The organism is Mumia sp. ZJ430, from assembly GCF_011751845.1.
GTDB lineage: Bacteria > Actinomycetota > Actinomycetes > Propionibacteriales > Nocardioidaceae > Mumia.
Genome location: NZ_JAAHFK010000004.1, coordinates 235,637 through 253,739 on the forward strand (window position 1 = coordinate 235,637; position 18,103 = coordinate 253,739).

Annotated in this window: 15 protein-coding genes; 6 read left to right on the forward strand and 9 right to left on the reverse strand. The window is 70.2% G+C overall.

What is annotated here, in order from left to right; genetic code table 11:
• Nucleotides 1-11 precede the first annotated feature (11 nt).
• Both HCT63_RS17350 and HCT63_RS17355 read left to right on the forward strand, forming a co-directional pair.
• The gene (locus HCT63_RS17350) at nt 12-431 is read left to right on the forward strand and encodes a hypothetical protein (protein WP_167007814.1); all 420 of its coding nucleotides are present in this window, start codon (nt 12-14) and stop codon (nt 429-431) included.
• A 44-nt stretch (nt 432-475) separates the two neighbouring features.
• Complete coding sequence (locus tag HCT63_RS17355) at nt 476-1,360, forward strand: glycosyltransferase (RefSeq protein WP_167007817.1); 885 nt, start codon at nt 476-478, stop codon at nt 1,358-1,360.
• A 170-nt stretch (nt 1,361-1,530) separates the two neighbouring features.
• On the opposite strand, the gene HCT63_RS17360 is transcribed toward HCT63_RS17355, so the two are convergent.
• Nucleotides 1,531-2,385, reverse strand: a complete 855-nt coding sequence (locus HCT63_RS17360; protein WP_167007820.1) for an ABC transporter ATP-binding protein — start codon at nt 2,383-2,385, stop codon at nt 1,531-1,533.
• A gap of 3 nt (nt 2,386-2,388) precedes the next feature.
• Nucleotides 2,389-3,201: an ABC transporter permease gene (locus HCT63_RS17365; RefSeq protein WP_167007823.1), complete on the reverse strand. Its 813-nt coding sequence runs from the start codon at nt 3,199-3,201 to the stop codon at nt 2,389-2,391.
• Between the two features lie 143 nt (nt 3,202-3,344).
• On the opposite strand from HCT63_RS17365, the gene HCT63_RS17370 reads away from it, so the two are divergent.
• Genes HCT63_RS17370 through HCT63_RS17385 form a run of 4 tightly spaced genes read left to right on the forward strand, consistent with a single transcriptional unit; the run spans nt 3,345 to nt 10,521 of the window.
• Complete coding sequence (locus HCT63_RS17370) at nt 3,345-4,742, forward strand: bifunctional cytidylyltransferase/SDR family oxidoreductase (RefSeq protein ID WP_167009231.1); 1,398 nt, start codon at nt 3,345-3,347, stop codon at nt 4,740-4,742.
• Nucleotides 4,735-8,229, forward strand: a complete 3,495-nt coding sequence (locus tag HCT63_RS17375) for a CDP-glycerol glycerophosphotransferase family protein (protein WP_167007826.1) — start codon at nt 4,735-4,737, stop codon at nt 8,227-8,229. Before HCT63_RS17370 ends, HCT63_RS17375 begins: the two co-directional genes overlap by 8 nt.
• The gene (locus tag HCT63_RS17380) at nt 8,229-9,239 is read left to right on the forward strand and encodes a glycosyltransferase family 2 protein (RefSeq protein ID WP_243843094.1); all 1,011 of its coding nucleotides are present in this window, start codon (nt 8,229-8,231) and stop codon (nt 9,237-9,239) included. Before HCT63_RS17375 ends, HCT63_RS17380 begins: the two co-directional genes overlap by 1 nt.
• A gap of 22 nt (nt 9,240-9,261) precedes the next feature.
• Entirely contained in the window at nt 9,262-10,521 is a 1,260-nt protein-coding gene (locus HCT63_RS17385; protein WP_167007829.1) for a polysaccharide pyruvyl transferase family protein, read from the forward strand.
• On the opposite strand, the gene HCT63_RS17390 is transcribed toward HCT63_RS17385, so the two are convergent.
• From HCT63_RS17390 to HCT63_RS17420, 7 genes are all read right to left on the reverse strand, one after another.
• Nucleotides 10,460-11,671 (reverse strand): CDP-glycerol glycerophosphotransferase family protein, encoded by a 1,212-nt coding sequence (locus HCT63_RS17390; protein WP_167007832.1) that lies wholly within the window; start codon nt 11,669-11,671, stop codon nt 10,460-10,462. The genes HCT63_RS17385 and HCT63_RS17390 overlap by 62 nt on opposite strands.
• Before the next feature lie 56 nt (nt 11,672-11,727).
• Complete coding sequence (locus HCT63_RS17395) at nt 11,728-12,561, reverse strand: CDP-alcohol phosphatidyltransferase family protein (RefSeq protein WP_167007835.1); 834 nt, start codon at nt 12,559-12,561, stop codon at nt 11,728-11,730.
• 5 nt (nt 12,562-12,566) lie between these two features.
• Nucleotides 12,567-13,154, reverse strand: coding sequence for a hypothetical protein (locus HCT63_RS17400; protein ID WP_167007837.1), 588 nt, complete (start codon nt 13,152-13,154; stop codon nt 12,567-12,569).
• A gap of 113 nt (nt 13,155-13,267) precedes the next feature.
• Entirely contained in the window at nt 13,268-14,215 is a 948-nt protein-coding gene (locus HCT63_RS17405; protein ID WP_208322534.1) for a glutathione S-transferase C-terminal domain-containing protein, read from the reverse strand.
• Nucleotides 14,216-14,286: 71 nt separating this feature from the next.
• Nucleotides 14,287-15,558: an MFS transporter gene (locus HCT63_RS17410; protein WP_243843095.1), complete on the reverse strand. Its 1,272-nt coding sequence runs from the start codon at nt 15,556-15,558 to the stop codon at nt 14,287-14,289.
• A complete protein-coding gene (locus tag HCT63_RS17415) occupies nt 15,555-17,525 on the reverse strand; it encodes a M13-type metalloendopeptidase (RefSeq protein ID WP_167007842.1) in 1,971 nt (656 codons plus the stop codon). The genes HCT63_RS17410 and HCT63_RS17415 overlap by 4 nt, the downstream gene beginning before the upstream one ends.
• Nucleotides 17,526-17,534: 9 nt before the next feature.
• On the reverse strand, nt 17,535-18,098 hold the full coding sequence (locus HCT63_RS17420; protein ID WP_167007844.1) for an XRE family transcriptional regulator: 564 nt from the start codon (nt 18,096-18,098) through the stop codon (nt 17,535-17,537).
• Between the last annotated feature and the right edge of the window lie 5 nt (nt 18,099-18,103).

Genomic DNA, 18,103 nt, shown 5'->3' on the forward strand with positions numbered 1-18,103 from the left:
GTGATGCGGTGATGAGCAGGGGAGTGACGCTGACGGAGCGGGCGAGGGGGTACGGGCTGTGGCCCGGTGACCTCCTCGCCAGCCTGCCCGGCGCGACGGTGGAGCAGATGATCGCCCGGTACGAGGACAGGCCACGGTTCGTCGTCGTCCTCTCTCTCGACGATGACGGCTCGCCCCTCGACGGCATGCCGGTCAGGGTGGTCCTCACCTTCGACGGCGCGCGGTTGCGGACCCTGCGGACGAGGCTGCGCGCACGCCTGCCACGTGCGACCTCGCGGCGCCCCGAGGTCGTCGAACTCGTACGCGGACGTTTCGGCTACCGCCTCCTGCACACCGCTGGACGTGTCTCCGTCCGCTCCGGCGAGCTCGTCATCGACGTCTCGCCGATTCACACCCTCGAGGCCGCCGCGTCCCACGCCCTCGCCTCCTGACCGGGGCACCGAGTGCACGGACCCGCGCCGGTACGGTGGCCCGTGTGACCGCACCCGTACGCCCCCAGATCGGTGTCGTCGTCCTCACCCAGGGCAAGCGCCCCGAGGACCTCGACGCTGCGCTCCGTTCCGTCCTCGCGCAGGGCGATGTGGATGTGGACATCGTGTGCGTCGGCAACGGGTGGGCGCCGTCCGGGCTGCCGGAGGGCGTTCGTGCCCTCGCGCTCCCCGAGAACCTCGGCATCCCGGCCGGACGCAACGCCGGCGTCCCCCACGTGACCGGCGACCTGCTGCTGTTCGTCGACGACGACGCCCGTCTGGACGGCGACGACTTCCTTGCGCGTGCGGCGGCGCTGTTCGCGGCCGACCGCCGCCTCGGAGTCGTCCAGCCTCGGGTGGAGAGCCCGGGGGAGACCGCCCCGACGCGGTGGATCCCGCGCATGCGCAAGGGCGACCCACGGCGCTCGTCGACGGCGTTCTCGCTGTGGGAGGGCGTGCTGGTCGTGCGCCGCGCCGCGTTCGACGCCGCCGGCGGTTGGGGAGACGAGTTCTTCTACGCCCACGAGGGCATCGAGCTGGCATGGCGGGTGTGGGACGCGGGGTACGAGGTCTGGTACCGCGGCGATCTCGCGTGCCTCCACCCCGCGATCGACCCGGCACGGCACGACTTCTACTACCGACTCAACGCCCGCAACCGCGTCTGGCTGGCCCGCCGCAACCTGCGGTGGCCGTTCTCGTGGGCGTACGTCGCGAGCTGGACGCTGGTCGCGCTCCTGCGGGCGGTGCGGTCGTCGATCGGTCGGCGCTCGCTGCGTCCGTGGTTGGCGGGCTGGCGTGAGGGATGGCGTACGGACCCGGGGGAGCGCCGTCCGCTCAAGTGGCGCACCGTGCTCGCGATGACGCTGCGCGGACGCCCGCCCGTCGTCTGACCCGCGGGTCACTGTGCCGAGTTCGCGGGTCACTCTCTGGCGTTCGTGGGTCACTGTCCGCCGCGAACGAGGGCAGTTGGTGGCGTAGCGTCCAGGCCTGTCGGGTCCGTGGACGCCAGCCCACCGACGACGCTCAGCCCGCGGCGGCCCGTTTACGGAGGCCGTGCGGGTCAGACGACCGTACGGAGCCCGTCCTCGTCGCCTTCGTCATCCTCGTCGGAGTCGTCTCCGAGGAGCCCGCGCTGGCGCATGCGACGCATCCGACGCTCGTGGCGGCGACGCAGTGCAGCCTCGTTGCCGGACTCGCTGAAGTACTTCTCGACGACCTCACCGATCGGGCCGTCGTGGACGAGCTGGCCCTCGCGCAGATAGAGGCCGCGGCTGCAGAAGCGGGTGAGGTTCGCCTCGCTGTGCGACACCATGAACAGCGTCCGGCCCTCGCTCAGCATCTCGTCGATCCGCTCGAAGCACTTCTCGCGGAAGGCGCGGTCGCCGACCGCCAGCACCTCGTCGACGAGCATGATCGGCTCGTCGAGGCGCGAGACCACACTGAACGCCACCCGGACCTTCATCCCGGAGGAGAGGTGCTTGTAGGGAGTGTCGACGAAGTCCTCGATCTCGGCGAACTCGACGATCTCGTCGAACGACGCCGCGATCTGCTTCTTGCTCGTGCCGTGCAGACCGGCGGCGAGGAAGATGTTGTCGCGCACCGTCAGGTCTCCGACGAAGCCGCCGGTGATCTCGATCAGCGGGGCCACACCGCCGTTGACGACGGCGCGCCCTTCGTCGGGGATGAGAACGCCGGCGATCGTCTTGAGAAGCGTCGACTTGCCCTGACCGTTGCGACCGACGACGCCGATCGCCTCACCGGGCTGCACGTCGAACGAGATGTTGCGCAACCCCCAGAACTCGCCGGCGCGCACTCCGGACTGGCCCTTGAAGACGAGGTCGCGGATGCTGCGGTGGCGCCGTGACCGGTGGAACCGGACCGAGACGTCCTGGACCGAGATGATGGGTTCGGTCATGACTCAGAGCTCCTTGAGGACCGTGCGCTCGAGGCGGGCGAAGATCCACCAGCCGAACGCGAGAATCGCGACGGAGACGGCCGCCGCATATCCGACGTGGAGCCAGTTGAGGTAGTGCGGGAAGATCCCGGACCGGAAGAGCTGGAGGATGTCGGCGACAGGGTTGGCCACGTACACCCAGCGGATGTCCTCGGGCAGCCGTGTCGTCGTATAGAGCACCGGTGACGCGTAGAAGAACAGACGAAGGAAGATCTGGACCACACGGTTGAGGTCGGGCACCAGGACGGTGAGGACGCTCAAGGCGAACCCGATGCCGCACAGCAAGGTGGCCATCAGCAGCATCGCCAGCGGCAGCGTGATCAGCATGTTCCAGTGGAGCGGCACCTGGAAGGCGATCAGGAAACCGGCGAGCACCGGCAGCGCGAAGACGTACTCGACCGCGTTGGACGCGACGACACGCAGCACCCAGATCTCGCGAGGCAGGTTGGTTGATCGGATCAACCGAGACGAGCTACGCAGCGCCTTGGAGCTCTGTGAGACGGTCGAGTTGAACCACTGCCACGGCAGCATGCCCGCGAGCAGGAAGACGATGTACGGCTCGTCGCCCGGGACGTCACGTGCGAACAGCATGGAGAAGATCGCCCAGTAGACGAGGCTCATCAGGAGCGGGTCGAGGACCGTCCACACGTATCCGAGGACGGAATTCGCGTAGCGCACCTTCAGGTCACGGCGGACCAGGAGGAGGAAGATCTTCCGTACGCCCCAGATTGCGCGGACCCGCGCCCAGGGCGATCGGGTATAGCTCGAGTCGACCATCGATCCCTCTCGTCAGGTGTCGCGTCCCATTCGGGGACGGCCCCGGCATAGCAGGCCCACTCTACGTGTGAGGGTCCTGGAACCCACGCATACCCTCCGGCTCCGGGTTCGTGCCACAAGTTACTCTCTAGGTCGTGACTACGATGCGAAACGTGGCCGTGGTGCTGGCCGGCGGCACCGGCACCCGGGTCGGCCTGTCGATCCCGAAACAGTTGATCAAGATCGCGGGCAAGCCGATCATCGAGCACACGATCGCGGTCATGCAGGCATCCCCTCTGATCGACGAGATCGTGGTGCTGATGACGCCGGGCCACCTGGACCCGGTGCGGAGCATCGTCCGCAACGGCGGGTACGACAAGGTGACCCAGATCTTGGAGGGCGCCGACACCCGCAACGCCACGACCCAGCGCGCGCTGGACGCCCTCGGTGACGAGGAGTGCAACGTCCTCCTCCACGACGCCGTGCGCCCGCTGGTGTCGCAGACGATCATCGAGGACGTCGTCGCCGCGCTCGGCGAGTACGAGGCTGTCGACACCGTCATCCCGTCGGCCGACACGATCGTCGCGGTCCACGAGGACTCCGACACCATCGCCGACGTGCTCCCGCGCCACCTCCTGCGGCGCGGGCAGACCCCGCAAGCGTTCCGTCTCTCGGTGATCCGTGCCGCCTATGCGAAGGCGACGCAAGACCCCGACTTCGTCGCGACCGACGACTGCACCGTCGTCCTGCGCTACACGCCCGATGTCCCGATCACGGTCGTCGACGGTCACGAGCGCAACATGAAGGTCACCGAGCCGATCGACGTCTACATCGCCGACAAGCTGTTCCAACTGGCGTCCGCCGAGCGTCCGGAGGCCCTCACCGACGTCCAACAGGCCGCCGCGCTCGAGGGCAAGACTGTCGTCGTCTTCGGCGGCTCGTACGGCATCGGTGGCGACATCGCCGCCCTCGCGGAGCGCGCAGGCGCGACCGTCTTCACGTTCGCGCGCTCGAGCACCGACACCCACGTCGAGCGACGCGCCGACGTCCGCGCCGCTGCCGAGACCGTCCTCGCCAAGACCGGACGGGTCGACTACGTCGTCAACACCGCGGGCGTCCTCCCGATCGCACCGCTGGCGGAGACGAGCGAGGAGACGATCTACAACGCGACCGAGGTGAACTACCTCGGTCCGATTTTCATCGCCCAGGAGTTCTACCCCCACCTCGCGGCATCGTCGGGCTCGCTGCTTCTCTTCACCTCCTCCTCGTACACCCGTGGCCGCTCGGGCTACTCGCTGTACTCCTCGGCGAAGGCAGCCGTGGTGAACCTCACCCAGGCGCTGGCCGACGAGTGGGCCGGCGACGTGCGCGTGAACTGCGTGAACCCCGAGCGCACGGGCACCCCGATGCGCACGAAGGCGTTCGGCGAGGAGCCCGCGGGCACGCTGCTGTCCTCGGAGGAGGTCGCGCGCCAGTCGCTCGACGTGCTCCTCTCGTCGCAGACGGGCCACGTCATCGACATCCGCCGCGAGAATGGCCCGGCTGCGATCACGAATGGCTGACCCAGGTCTGGCGCCCCCCGAGGCCGCACGCGTCATGGCGGCCCGCGCGGGCGACGCTGCCACCGAGCTCACCACCGCCGCGGCGGTCGTCCTGGCGGCGGCTGCCGCGCTGGCCGGCGTCGTCGAACCCGTCGTCGTCACGGTCCTCCTTGTCGTGATCGCCGCGCTGGCGTACGACGGCTGGCGCTTCGTGCACCGCGACGACCTCTCACCCAACGTCGAGCGAGTCCTGCTCGGCCACGGCGGCGCGCTGCGCGGCATGGTGGGCGCGGCGGTCACCGTGTGCTTCGTGGCGTGGAGCGACGCCTCGGCGTGGGTCGCTGCGCTCGCGGCCATGATGAGCATCGGCGTCGTCGTGCTGGAGCCGGTGCTGGGCCAAGCACGCCAGTACCGCGTCACCTTCGTCTCGAACGTTCCCGGTCTGACACCGGCGCCGAAGCAGATCGACCTCGAGTCCGCGGCGACCGGCGCTCACCTGGGCGCGCTCGCGTTCGGCGCGGTCACCGCCGGGATCGGGCTTTCTCCGTGGTGGTGGGCCGCGGTGACGCTGGTCGCTGCCGGCCCCGACATCGTCATGGGACTCAACGCCGTCGTCCGTATGCGCGCGGGACGACGGATCGAGGCCGATCTCGCGGGCGCGCTGACCGCGTACGCGCCCGACGCGGTCGTCTACACGGCGTGGCCGGAGGACGGCTCGCACCAGGTGACGATGTGGCTGCCCTACCTGCGACGCACCGGGCGCAAGTTCCTCATCGTGACGCGTCACAACTACCCGGCCGAGCTGCTCGCCGAGCACACCGACCTGCCGATCGTGATGCGGCACGGCTCACGCGACCTCGACGACGTGGTCACCCCGTCGTTGACGACCGCGTTCTATGTCAACGCCTCCTCGGGCAACAGCATCTTCGTCCGGCACCACCGGCTGACCCATGTGTTCCTCGGCCACGGCGACTCGGACAAGCCGTCGTCCTACAACCCGACGCACGCGATGTACGACCGGATCTTCGCCGCGGGTGAGGCGGCGGTGCGTCGCTACGCCGCCCATGGGGTGTCGATCCCTCGCGACACGTTCGACGTCGTCGGCCGTCCGCAGGTCGAAGGCGTCACGCGTGTGGACGGGCCGGTTCCGGCGCAGCCGACCGTCCTCTATGCGCCGACCTGGCGCGGGCACGTGGACGAGACGGCCTACCACTCGCTGCCGATCGGCACCGCCATCGTCGGCGCCCTGCTGGAGCGGGGCGCGACGGTGATCTTCCGGCCGCACCCGTTCAGCTACCGGTTCGAGACCGACACGGACACCATCCGTACGATCCATCAGATGCTCCGCGAGGACGCCGAACGCACCGGACGTGCGCACGTCTTCGGTGAGCGTGCCGAGCGCACGATGTCGATCTTCGACTGCATCAATGCCGCCGACGCGATGGTCTCTGACGTGTCGAGCGTGGTCGTCGACTGGCTCTTCTCCGGCAAGCCGTTCGCGATGACAGCGATGACGGAGCACGGTCGCGACTTCGTCGGCCACTACCCGATCGCCGCGGCCTCGTACGTGATCGAGGGGGACGCGTCCAACGTCTCGTCCGCGCTCGACTCGATGCTCGGCAGCGACCCGCTCGCTCTGGAGAGGCGCGCGGTCCGCAACGACTACCTCGGCGACTTCCCGGCCGAGGGTTATGCCGACGTGTTCGTCGACCGCGCCCGCGACGTCATCGACCACCGCCGTACGGGCACCCTGGTCGAGGACACGGCGGTAGGCGAGACCGACGACGCCGGAGTCAAGCTCACCCTCGGTGCCGTACGCCGCCAGCTAGCCGTCGCTGCACGCGACGTCACGACCGGCGGCCTCGCCCTGCTCACCTTCGTCGCCGCGCTGCTCGGCGCGCCTCGGGGGCTGTCGCTCGGCGGCGCGCTGGTGACGATGGCGCTGTTCGTGGTCCTGCACCGGCGTGCACGCCCCGGCAACCGAAAGTTCCAGCAGATCGCCGGGACTCTCCAGATGTCCCGCCTGCTGCTTGTCCTGGCGCTGGTGGTGGCGTGGTTCGACTGGCACGGCAGCTCGTGGATGGTTGCGGTCTCGCTCGCGGTGCTGGCCGCCTCGACGTCCGTGGAGACGACCGTCTTCGACAGCTGGGAGCGGGTCGGGCTGGAGGCGCGCAACCTGCCTTCGTTGAACGTCGATGTCCGTGAGGTGGTGCCGCGCGGCGTCGTCGGCGTCGTCGGCGCGGCAGCCGTCGTCGTCGCATGGCTCGCCGCGGCGGCGGGCCTGACGCCGGTCCTCGTGCTGGTCGCGGCTGCGTGCCTCGTCGCGGTGGTGCTCGCACTCGCCAGCGGCCTGCGGAGGGTGCACCGGTGCGTCGACGCGGAGGACCGCCTGTACGCGACGCTCGAGGAGCAGGCGCCCGAGTTCACCGTCTACTTCGGCTCGAACGTCGGGGCGCGCTACCAGGTCGGCATGTGGATCCCGTACTTCGAACGACTCGGTCGCCCGTTCGTCGTGGTGACGCGCAACCTCACGATGTTCCGGGCCTTGGAAGGCCTCACGTCCGCGCCGGTGATCCACCGCCCGTCGATCCGCAGCCTTCAAGAGGTGATCGTCCCGAGCATGCGGGCGGCCTTCTACGTGAACAACGCCCCCAACAACACGCACTTCATCGAGCGTCGCCAGATGGTCCACGTCTGGCTCAACCACGGTGACTCCGAGAAGCCCGCCTGCTACAACCCCGTGCACGCGATCTACGACCGGATCTTTGCCGCGGGCCAGGCGGGCATCGACCGCTATGCGCGTCACGGTGTCGAGATCCCGCGGGAGAAGTTCGAGATCGTCGGGCGTCCGCAGGTGGAGGACATCAGGCCGGCACGCGGAGCGATCGGTGACCTGACCGACCGTACGGTCCTGTACGCCCCGACGTGGCGTGGTCCGTACGCCGACTCCGAGGTCTACTCGTTGCCTCGGGGCGAGGAGATCGTACGGGCGCTGCTCAAGCGCGGCGTCCGGGTGATCTTCCGGTCGCACCCGTTCAACTACCGCTTCCCGGACGCGACGCGGACGATCGCCAAGATCGGTGCGCTGCTCGACGCGGACCGCGCCCGTACCGGGCGTCAGCACGTCTGGGGAGATGCAGCCGAGCTGCACATGTCGGTGGTCGACTGCTTCAACGCCTCGGATGCGATGGTCTCCGACGTCTCGGCCGTTGTCTCCGACTACCTCCAGTCGCAGAAGCCGTTCGCGATGATCGCCGTCGGCCGCTCGTCGGAGGTGCTCCGAGAGGAGGCCCCCGCGGCACGTGCGGCCTACGTCGTCGACGGTGCGATCTCCGATCTCGAGCCCGCGCTCGACGCGATGCTCGGTGAGGACCCGCTGGTCGAGGTGCGCGAGCAAACGCGCGTCTACTACCTGGGTGACTTCCCTGCCGGCACCTATGCCGACGGGTTCCTGACTGCCGGACGTCGCCTGATCGACGCCGGTCCGCTCGATGAAGGGCTGCGCTGATGAGCACTGCGCCGATGAGTGACGAGGCCATGGTGCCGGCGTCGGTCATGCCGCCCGTATCGGTCTTCATGACCGTGCGCAACGAGGAGCGTGACCTCGCCGAGTGTGTCGAGCGCATCCTCCTCCAGGACTATGCCGGCGAGCTGGAGGTCGTCGTCGCGGTGGGGCCGTCCGCGGACCGCACGCGCGAGATCGCCGACGCGCTCGCCGCGGAGCATCCCTCGGTCACGATCGTGGACAACCCGACCGGGCTCACGCCGCAAGGGCTCAACGCCGCGATCGGTGCCGCGCGTCACGACTACCTGGTCCGTGCCGACGGGCACGCGCTCTTCCCGTCCGACTACCTGACGCGGGTGGTCACGGCGTTGAGGGACACCGGTGCCGCGAACGTGGGTGGCCGCATGGCGCCGCGCGGGACGACGGCTTTCGGGCGAGCCGTCGCGCGGACGATGTCATCGCGCTTCGGCATCGGCGGCGCGGCCTTCCACACCGGCGGTGCCCCAGGACCGCAGCTGACGGTCTATCTCGGGGCGTTCCGCCGCAGTGCGCTCGAGAAGGTCGGCGGGTACGACGAGCACTTCGTCCGGGCCCAGGACTGGGAGCTGAACCACCGCCTCCGCGAGTCGGGGGAGACGGTGTGGTTCCTGCCGGACCTTGCGGTCACCTACCACCCGCGCGAGACGTGGAAGTCGTTCGCCCAGCAGCAGTACCGTACCGGCGGCTGGCGTCGACGGGTCATCAAAGAGCACCCCGACACCGCGTCGGTGCGCTACCTGGCTCCGCCCGCGGTCGTCGTCATGTCCGTCCTCGGGCTCGCGCTCGGCCTCGCGGGGATCTTCACGACGCCGTGGCTGCTGCTCGGTTTCGCGGCACCTGGTGTCTACCTGGCGGGTGTGACGGCCGCGTCGTTGTGGGAGGGCCGTGACCTCGACGCCGCGGCCCGAGTCCGTCTGCCGGTCGCCATGGTCACGATGCACGGGGCCTGGGGGCTAGGCTTCCTCGTGAGTTAGTAGATCACTTTAGGAGACTTTTGTGACCCAGGTGCTTCTGCGGGCCCACCGCAACCCGTTCACGACGCCGGCGGCGGACCGGGTCCTCGCGCGCAACCTCGTCGGCGACAACGTCGGCAACCTGTTGTTCAGCTATGCCGTCCAGCGGACGCTGTCCACATCAGAGGCGACGATCCAGATCGCTCGCCTCAACCACGCCCGGACGCTAGGCCCTGAGGAGATCGACGAGCGGTTCGACCACGTCGTCATCCCGCTCGCCAACGCCTTCCGCAAGCGGTTCCTCCCCAACCTCGACGCGATCACCGAGACGATCGAGAAGCTCTCGATCCCCGTCACCGTGGTCGGCGTCGGAGTGCAGTCTGCTGTGGGCGAGGGCGTACGCGCGCCGCGCCAGGTCGGCGACGCCGTGACGCGCTTCATGCGCGCCGTGCTCGACCACTCTCCCTCGATCGGGGTCCGGGGCGAGTGGACCGCCGAATACCTCGCGGGGCTCGGCTTCGGCGGCGACCACGTCGACGTGATCGGCTGCCCGTCGATGTTCCTCCACGGCGACACGCTTCCGCTCCGCGACCCCGGGCGCCACCTCGATCCCGCAGGCCCGATCGCCTTCAACCTGTCGCCGTACCTCAAGCAGATGGCCCCGGTGGTCGAGGACCAGGTCGCGCGCTATCCCGGCCTGGTCTACTTCGCCCAGGACATCCGGACGCTCGCGCTCCTGCTCGAGGGCCAGGTCGACCGTCCCGGCGCCGATCCCCGGCTTCCCGTCCACCCCGACCACCCGCTGATCGCCGAGGGGCGCACGCGATTCCCTCTCGACTCGACGACGTGGATGGAGGCGCTCGCCCGCTTCCCGTTCTCCTACGGCACCCGCATCCACGGCAACATCGCCGCGCTGCTCGCCGGGACCCCGGCGTACGTCCTGACCCACGACGCGCGCACGCTCGAGCTCGCCCGCTACCACGAGATCCCGCACCGGCGCATCGATGTCGACGTGGACGGGGTGGACGCGGTCGCCCTGCACGCCGAGGCGGACTGGCAGCCGCTGGTGGATGGGCACGCGGAGCGGTTCGGGCGCTACTCGGACTTCCTGCACCGACACGGGCTGCGCCACGTGTTCGACCCGGGTGAGTCGGCCGACGACTTCGACCGGCGCATCGCCCGCAAGTCGTTCCCGCCGGTGGTCGGCGAGCCGTCGGTCTCCTCGGTCCGGGGCCGGATTCTCAGTACTCGTCTGCGGGGCCGGCTGCGGAGGTTGGTCCGACCGGTACGGATGCGAGCCTGATCGCCTCGTCGAGCGCCGCCACGAAACGGGCGGTGCTCGCCCCCGGCGCGGTGTCGCCGAAGTAGGCCTCCGACAGCTCGCGCATCCGCTCGCGCGGCCACGGCCGGTCGAGGATCGCGGCCGCGTGCGGCGCGTCCGCCGCCTCCAGTCGCGGCACCTCGTTGAGGAAGAGCGAGGGCGGCAGCGTGGTGCGAGCCTCGGTCGGGACGGTCACGAGCATCGGCTTGCCCGTCGCCAGCCAGTCGTAGGCGACCGAGGAGAGATCGGTGACGCACACGTCCGCGAAGGCCCATTGCCACCCGTACGGGCCCGTGTCGACGAGGTGGTCAGAACCTCGCTCTGCGAGCAGGGCGCGGATGCGGCGGTCGGCAGCCGCGTACGAGGGGTCCTGGACGCCCGTACGGGGGTGCGGCCGGTAGATCACGCGATAGCGCGGGTCGTCCACCAGGGAGCGGACGAGGGCGACGCCGTGCGACGCCACCGAACCGTACGCCATGCTGGCCCGGTCGCCCTCCCACGTCGGTGCGTAGAGCACCCTCGTGCGGCCGTCGTCGGGCCAGCCCGGCGCGCCGGGATAGTCAAGATCGAGCTGCGGCCGCCCGACCTCGCGGACGTGCGCGGCGGCGTCGAACTCCCGAAGGGCGCCGGCGATCCGCGCACGGGCGGCCGCGCCGGCGACGAGCACCCGGTCGTACGCCTTGTTCTGGTTGGTGACGCTGGAGTCCTTGTCGCTCTCACCGTGGCCCAGGTGTACGTGGACGGGGCTCGCGAAGCGCAGCATGCGGAAGTTGAGGGGGAGGTGGTTGACGTAGGCGACGACCTGCAGCCTTCCGCGGGCGACGAGGGCCTCGAGGTACGACGAGCCCGGCGCGAAGAACACGGGCAGCGAGGTCTCGTCCAGGACGCGACGCCCAGTGTCAGGGCGCGCCGCGATCACGACCACGGGCCAGGGAAGCGCGGCGAGGACACGGTCCCACTGGTGGAGCTGGTAGAGGTTCTCGGGGCCGTCGGCGAAGTAGAGCGCGACCGGTGCGTCCAGGGCCGCCGGGTCGTCGTTGCAGCGTGCGGCGAACGACCGGCGGTCGAGCCGGTTGCGGAGAAGCGCACCCCCTCGGCGCGCGACCTGGCCAAGGCGACGGATCCGGTGCACGCCGGACAGCCTACCGTCGTGGCAGGTGCCGTCTCCGCACTCCTCAGGGAGTCGGCTCAGGGTGTCGGCGCTCGAAGCCGTGACGACGCCATGATGGCCACGAAGTGCCCCACCACGGCGAGCAGGGCCAGCGGCAGCAGCACGACGACCAGGGTGCGTGTCCCCGCGAGACCTCCCCATGCGTCGCCGGCGAGGAGGTCGACGACGGCAGCGGCGAGAGCGAACAACGTGAGCTCGACCGAGTGGTAGAGCCGGTGGAACGGCACGAAGCGTGCCCACCGACGCAGCGTGGCGACGAGTCCGGGGCGCGGGGCGGCGGCCTCGGCGCTGTCGGCGACCCGGGGGAGCCCGGAGAAGGCGCGCGAGACGTGGACGAAGTCGTTGAGGGACTTGTTGAGCAGGATGACGACCGCCAGGAGTGCGCCGAGCGTCGTCCAGCCGTAGTGGTCGGACATGTCCGGCAGCCCGCCGGCCGCCCGTACGCCGAGCGCGATCGGGATCAGCGACTCGGTGGTGTAGTGGCCGATCTTGTCCAGGAACGTGCCGGCGGGGGAGAGGGTGCCGCGCCATCGCGCGACCTCACCGTCCGCGCAGTCGAGGAGCATCTGGAGCTGGCCGAAGAACACGGCCAGGACGACCCCGACGAGGCCGGGCACGAGCAGCGATCCGGCAGCGAGCCAGCCGCTGAGGATCATCAGGCCCGTCACCGCGTTCGCGCTGAGCCCGAGCCTGACCAGCGGTCGGCTCACGTACGGCGAGATGTCGCGGAGATAGAGGTCGGCGACCCAGTGCTCCGCGCTGCGCCGCGCCCGGACCTCGGGCGGCTGGGCGATCGCCCGGTACTCCGCGAGGGTCGGGTGGCGAGGACGTGGGGCAGCGGAGTCGGGCACGGCGGCTACCGTAGCAGCCGGACCCCTGTGCTTTTGGCGGTGAGCAGCGCCGGGTCGGGCGCCGTCCAGCGCAGGACCTCCGGGCAGAACGGCTCGTGCCACTCCCGTACGACGGTGCCGTCGTCGCTCGCGGTCACCTCGGCCCACCACTTCGGGCAGTGCGGGCACTGCGTGATCACGAGATCGACCGGGTCGAACTCGACGGAGACCATCGGCGTGCTGCGCTGCGGGTGGCCGCCGGCCTGGCTGAGGTCCACCATGAACCCCTCCGTGATCGGGTCGTGCCCGTCCGGATCCTCGCGGTCGCTGCCGACCACCACGACCTCGTGGACGAAGCCACAGGAGTCGACGATCCGGTGCTGGTAGCTGAAACCGGTCTCGTCGCCGAGCCCCCGCGTCGCGATCAGCGCACGAGTGCGTGCGACGTCGTCGGGATGCTGGTGGTCTAGGACGACCTCGGAGGTGATCTGCATCGACGGCGCGAAGCCGAAGATCGCGCAGAGCTCCTCGGAGAAGACCCAGGTGTCCGTACGTGGCCAGTACGTGAAGTGGCCCAAGGCGGGCGATGGCCCCCACGGCATGTCGTGCTTCATACGCGCTCCCCCGCGTCACGGCCGCCCCCCAGCGGCCTGAGACACGACCGTAGGCGCGCCAGGGTGGCTGTGACAAGGGTTGCGAGCACGTTGCAGACCGTGAGCGGGCTGCGTCAGACCGCCAGGGTGCCCGCCGCTAGGGACGCGGGCGGCGTGCCGTCGCCGAACGGGCGGCCGCCGAGCTCCTCGCGTCCGTGCGCGGTGTGCCAGCCGGACAGGTCCGGGCCCTTCGGCACGATCTGCGTCGGGTTGATGTCGGCGTGGACGACGTAGTAGTGCGCCTTGATCTGGTCGAAGTCGATCGTGTCACCGAACCCGGCGGTCTGGAACAGGTCGCGGGCGTACGCCCACAGCACCGGCATCTCGGCCAGCTTCTGACGGTTGCACTTGAAGTGCCCGTGGTAGACGGCGTCGAAGCGCGCCAGTGTCGTGAACAGCCGCACGTCGGCCTCGGTGATCGTGTCACCCATCAGGTAGCGCCGGGTCGCGAGGCGGTCCTCGAGCCAGTCGAGCGCGGTCCACAACCGGTCGTACGCGGCGTCATAGGCATGTTGCGACCCTGCGAAGCCGCAGCGGTAGACCCCGTTGTTGACCTCGGTGAAGACCCGCTTCATCACGGGTTCCATCTCGTCGCGCAGGTCCTCGGGCCACAGGTCGGGCGCCCCCTCGCGGTGGAAGTCGGCCCACTCGAAGAAGAGGTCACGGGTGATCTGGTCGAAGTCGTTGGTCGCGACCGCCCTGGTGGGGACGTCGACCATCGCCGGAACGGTGATGCCGAGCGGATAGTCAGGGTCGCGGGCGAAGTAGGCCTGCTGGAGCCGCTCGTACCCGAGCACGGGGTCGACGCCGCCAGGGTCGAGGTCGAAAGTCCAGCTGCGGGCGTCGTGGACGGGTCCGCACAGCCCCATCGAGATCGCGTCCTCGAGGCCGAGGAGCCGGCGGACGATGACTGCTCGGTTTGCCCAGGGGCACGCGCGCGCCGCGACGAGCCGGTAGCGGCCGGGCTCGACCCGATAGCCGTCGCGGCCGTCTCGGGTGATGCGGGTGGTGAGGTAGCGCATGTCGCGGCTGTAGTCCTCACCGCTGTGCACGTAGGCGCCCTTGGTGGAGTGCGCGTCGTCGGTCGTCGAGGTCACGGGACCAGTCTGCCGGGACGGGCCACGTGGTGCCGTCCTGCCCTCACCATCCGGATCGCAGGGACGGTGAGGAAGGCCGCGACGAGGTTGAGCGGTCCGAACCCCCACATGGCGATGATGACGCCGGCGAGAAGCCCGCCGAGCGCCCCGCCGAGGCTCATCACGAAGTCGGAGGCACCCTGCACGGGCGGCCGCATCTCGGTGGGAACCGCCTGGGCGATCAGCGAGGAGCCAGCGATCGTCGAGGCGGACCATCCCAGTCCGAGCAGCGTCAGTCCGACGATCATCCGTGTCTCGGACTCACCCGCGGTCCCGGCGACGAGGGTGGCAAGGAGCAGCAGCGCCTGGCCGAGCACGATCGTGCGTCCGCGTCCCCAGCGGTCGGCGAGGATGCCCATCACGGGCGAGAGCGCGAACATCCCCGCGATGTGGAGGCTGATCGTCAGGCCGATGATCGTGAGGCTGGATCCGTGGTCGGCCATGTGGACGGGCGTCATCGCCATCACCGCCACCATGAGCGCATGTGCCCCGGAGACGGAGACGACGCCGGTCCGCGCGGCGGCGTTGACACGCAGGACGGGCCAGGCGTCGCGCATGCGCGGCCGCGTCGAGACCCCGTCGACCACCTCGGGCCGCAGGGACTTGGCGACGCGCAGGGGGTCGGGGACGAGCGCCAACCCGGTCAGGACCGCGGTGGCGGCGAACCCGACGGCCGCGATCGCGAACGGGCCCGCGAGGTCGGGGATGCCGAGCATGTCCGCGGTGCGTGCGCCGACCTCTGTGAGGTTGGGCCCGATGACGGAGCCGATCGTCGTCGCCCACACCACGAGCGACAGCGCCCGCCCGACGTGGAGGGGCTGGGCGAGGTCGGTGGCGGCGTAGCGCGACTGGAGGTTGGTGGCGGTGTTGGCGCCGACCACGAAGAGACCGGCGAGGATCAGCCACGTCGCGTCGAGCTGGGCGCCCGCGACCACGACCAGTGCGCCTGCGGCCGCGAGCAGCCAGCCGGTCGCAAGCGCCGGACGGCGGCCGCGGGCCGAGGCCAGCGCGGCGAGCGGCAACGCGAGCAGGGCAGAGCCGAGGGTGAGCATCGTCGTCGCAAGCCCCGCCCATGCCGACGACCCCGACACGTCCCTGACGAGAAGCGCCCCGACCGACAGCGCGGCCCCTGCTCCCAGGCCACCGACGACCTGCGCGCCGGACAGCACGCCGACCGTACGGCGCTGGATGCTCGCGACCCGCTCGGGCGAGTGTGCGGGCGTGCTCACCAGATCGTCACGCGCTGATCGACGTCCAGCCACAGGGCGTCGTCATCGGTGAGCCCGAAGGCGTCGTAGAAGGCGTCGACGTTGCGGACGACCTGGTTGCACCGGAACTCCGGCGGCGCGTGCGGGTCGATCGTCAGGCGGCGCACGACCTCGGTCGGACGCACCTTGCCCCGCCAGACCTGCGCCCACGACACGAAGAACCGCTGCACGCCCGTGAGGCCGTCGAGGACCGGGGGCTCCTGTCCGCCGAGCGAGAGGTGGTACGCCTTCAGCGCGATGCCGAGGCCACCGAGGTCGCCGATGTTCTCGCCGATCGTGAGCGCGCCGTTGACGGTCTGGCCGTCGGCGCCGTCGGGCGAGAGCGCGTCGTACTGCGCGATCAGCGAGCCGGTGAGCTTGTCGAACGCGGCACGGTCGTCGTCGGTCCACCAGTTGCGCAGCGCGCCGGTGCCGTCGTACTGGGAGCCCTGGTCGTCGAACCCGTGCCCGATCTCATGGCCGATCACGCCGCCGATGCCGCCGTAGTTGACGGCGTCGTCGGCCTCGGCGTCGAAGAACGGAGGCTGGAGGATCGCGGCCGGGAAGACGATCTCGTTCATCGTGGGGTTGTAGTAGGCGTTGACCGTCTGTGGGGTCATCAGCCACTCGTCGCGGTCGATCGGCTTCCCGATCTTGGCCAGCTCGCGGTCGGTGGCGACGTCGGAGGCGCGGCGGACGTTGCCGAGGAGGTCGTACGGGTCGGCGACGAGTGCGTCGTAGTCGCGCCACGTCTTGGGGAAGCCGACCTTCGGGGTGAACGACGCGAGCTTCTCGAGCGCGCGCTCCTTGGTCACGTCGCTCATCCACGACAGGTCGCGGATGCTCTGCTCGTACGCGGCCACGAGGTGGGCGACGAGCTCGTCCATGCGCGCGGCTGCGGTGGGCGGGAAGTGGCGCTCGACGTAGAGGCGGCCGACGCCCTCACCGATCGCACCCTCGACGAACGCGACGCCGCGCTTCCAGCGGGCGCGCAGCTCGTCGGTGCCCGAGAGCGTGCGGCCGTAGAAGTCGAAGTTCTCGTCGACGAACGCGCTCGACAGGTAGGGCGCGGCGGCGCTGACGAGGCGGAAGCGCAGCCAGTCCTTCCACGCCTCGACGTCCTCACCGCGCAGAGTCTCGGACAGCGCCTCGAAGTACGAAGGCTGCGCGACGACGACCTCGGCCAGCACGGCCACGTCGAACCGTGCGGCCGCAGCCCAGGCACGCCAGTCCAGAGCGGGGGTCAGCAGCTGGAGCTCGTCGAGCGCCGTGAGGTTGTACGTCTTGACGGCGTCACGGCTGGCGACGCGGTCCCAGTGGCCGGCGGCGAGCCGGGCCTCGAGCGCGTAGATGCGAGCGGCGCGACCCTGGCCGTCGTCGAGCCCGGCGAGGGTGAGCATCGTCGCGAGGTGCCCCTTGTAAGCCTCGCGGATCGCCGCGAACTGCTCCTCGCGGTAGTACGCCTCGTCAGGAAGGCCGAGGCCGCCCTGGAGCATCGTGACGATGTAGCGGTCGGGGTTGCCGCTGTCGGGTCCGACGTACATGCCGAACACGCTCGACGCCGCCCGGCGCTCGAGGCGGCCGATCGCCTCGACCACGTCGTGGAGGTCGCTGATCGTGTCGACGCGGGCGAGGTCGTCGGCCAGCGGCGTCGCACCGAGCGCCTCGACCCGCTCGGTGTCCATGAAACTGGTGAAGAGCGCACCGATCTTGGCCGCCTCGTCGTCGACGGTCGACCCAGCCGGGTTGCCGGGAGCCTGCTGGCACTCCTCGACGATCGCGCGGACGTCAGCCTCGGCCTCGTCGACGAGGGTGATGAACGATCCGGCGACCGCGCGATCGGCCGGGATCTCGGCGGTGGCGAGCCAGCTCCCGTTCACGTGTCGGAACAGGTCGTCCTGCGACCGGACGTCGTTGTCGATCCCGCTGCTGTCGATGCCTGATCTCATCCGGTCAGTCTAGGGAGAGGAGGCCGTCTCACGCGATGGAGTTCGGGGCGGGGTGAGGATCACCAGGACCGCCTCGGCCTGGTCGTCGCCCACCACCTCGTACGCGTGGGGACGGTCGGCGACGAACCTCGCGTGCTCGCCGGTCGCCACATCCTGCAGTGCATCGTCGGGGCCTAGGCGCAGGCGCCCGCAGGTCACCACGAGGTGCTCGACGACGCCGTCGCCGTGCGCGGGGGAGCGCCGGATCGTGCCGGGCTCGAAACGCATCGCGTACGTCTCGACCGTCGCGCCGTCGCGCACCCGGACGTCGAGAAGGTGCGCGGTGAGCCCGTCGCCGGAGACCTCGGCACCGACGGCGTCGTCGAGCAGTGCCGCGAGCGGGACGTGGAGCGGGCCCGCGAGGGCGTACAGCGTGGCGATGGTCGGATTGCGCAGGCCTGCCTCGAGCTCCGAGAGCGAGCCCTTGCCGATCTGCGCCGCCCGAGAGAGCGCCGACTGGCTGAGCCCGCGCTGCACCCGTAGGTCGCGCACGCGCGCGCCGATCCGCGCGGCGGGGTCGGGAGGACTGGACATGGGGG

What these genes read in the sequence shown, in the direction of transcription:
- HCT63_RS17350 (WP_167007814.1), top strand. Translation starts at nt 12, where the DNA reads ATGAGCAGGGGAGTGACGCTGACGGAGCGGGCGAGGGGGTACGGGCTG.
- HCT63_RS17360 (WP_167007820.1), bottom strand. Translation starts at nt 2,385, where the DNA reads ATGACCGAACCCATCATCTCGGTCCAGGACGTCTCGGTCCGGTTCCAC.
- HCT63_RS17365 (WP_167007823.1), bottom strand. Translation starts at nt 3,201, where the DNA reads ATGGTCGACTCGAGCTATACCCGATCGCCCTGGGCGCGGGTCCGCGCA.
- HCT63_RS17370 (WP_167009231.1), top strand. Translation starts at nt 3,345, where the DNA reads ATGCGAAACGTGGCCGTGGTGCTGGCCGGCGGCACCGGCACCCGGGTC.
- HCT63_RS17375 (WP_167007826.1), top strand. Translation starts at nt 4,735, where the DNA reads ATGGCTGACCCAGGTCTGGCGCCCCCCGAGGCCGCACGCGTCATGGCG.
- HCT63_RS17380 (WP_243843094.1), top strand. Translation starts at nt 8,229, where the DNA reads ATGAGCACTGCGCCGATGAGTGACGAGGCCATGGTGCCGGCGTCGGTC.
- HCT63_RS17400 (WP_167007837.1), bottom strand. Translation starts at nt 13,154, where the DNA reads ATGAAGCACGACATGCCGTGGGGGCCATCGCCCGCCTTGGGCCACTTC.
- HCT63_RS17405 (WP_208322534.1), bottom strand. Translation starts at nt 14,215, where the DNA reads ATGCGCTACCTCACCACCCGCATCACCCGAGACGGCCGCGACGGCTAT.
- HCT63_RS17415 (WP_167007842.1), bottom strand. Translation starts at nt 17,525, where the DNA reads ATGAGATCAGGCATCGACAGCAGCGGGATCGACAACGACGTCCGGTCG.
- HCT63_RS17420 (WP_167007844.1), bottom strand. Translation starts at nt 18,098, where the DNA reads ATGTCCAGTCCTCCCGACCCCGCCGCGCGGATCGGCGCGCGCGTGCGC.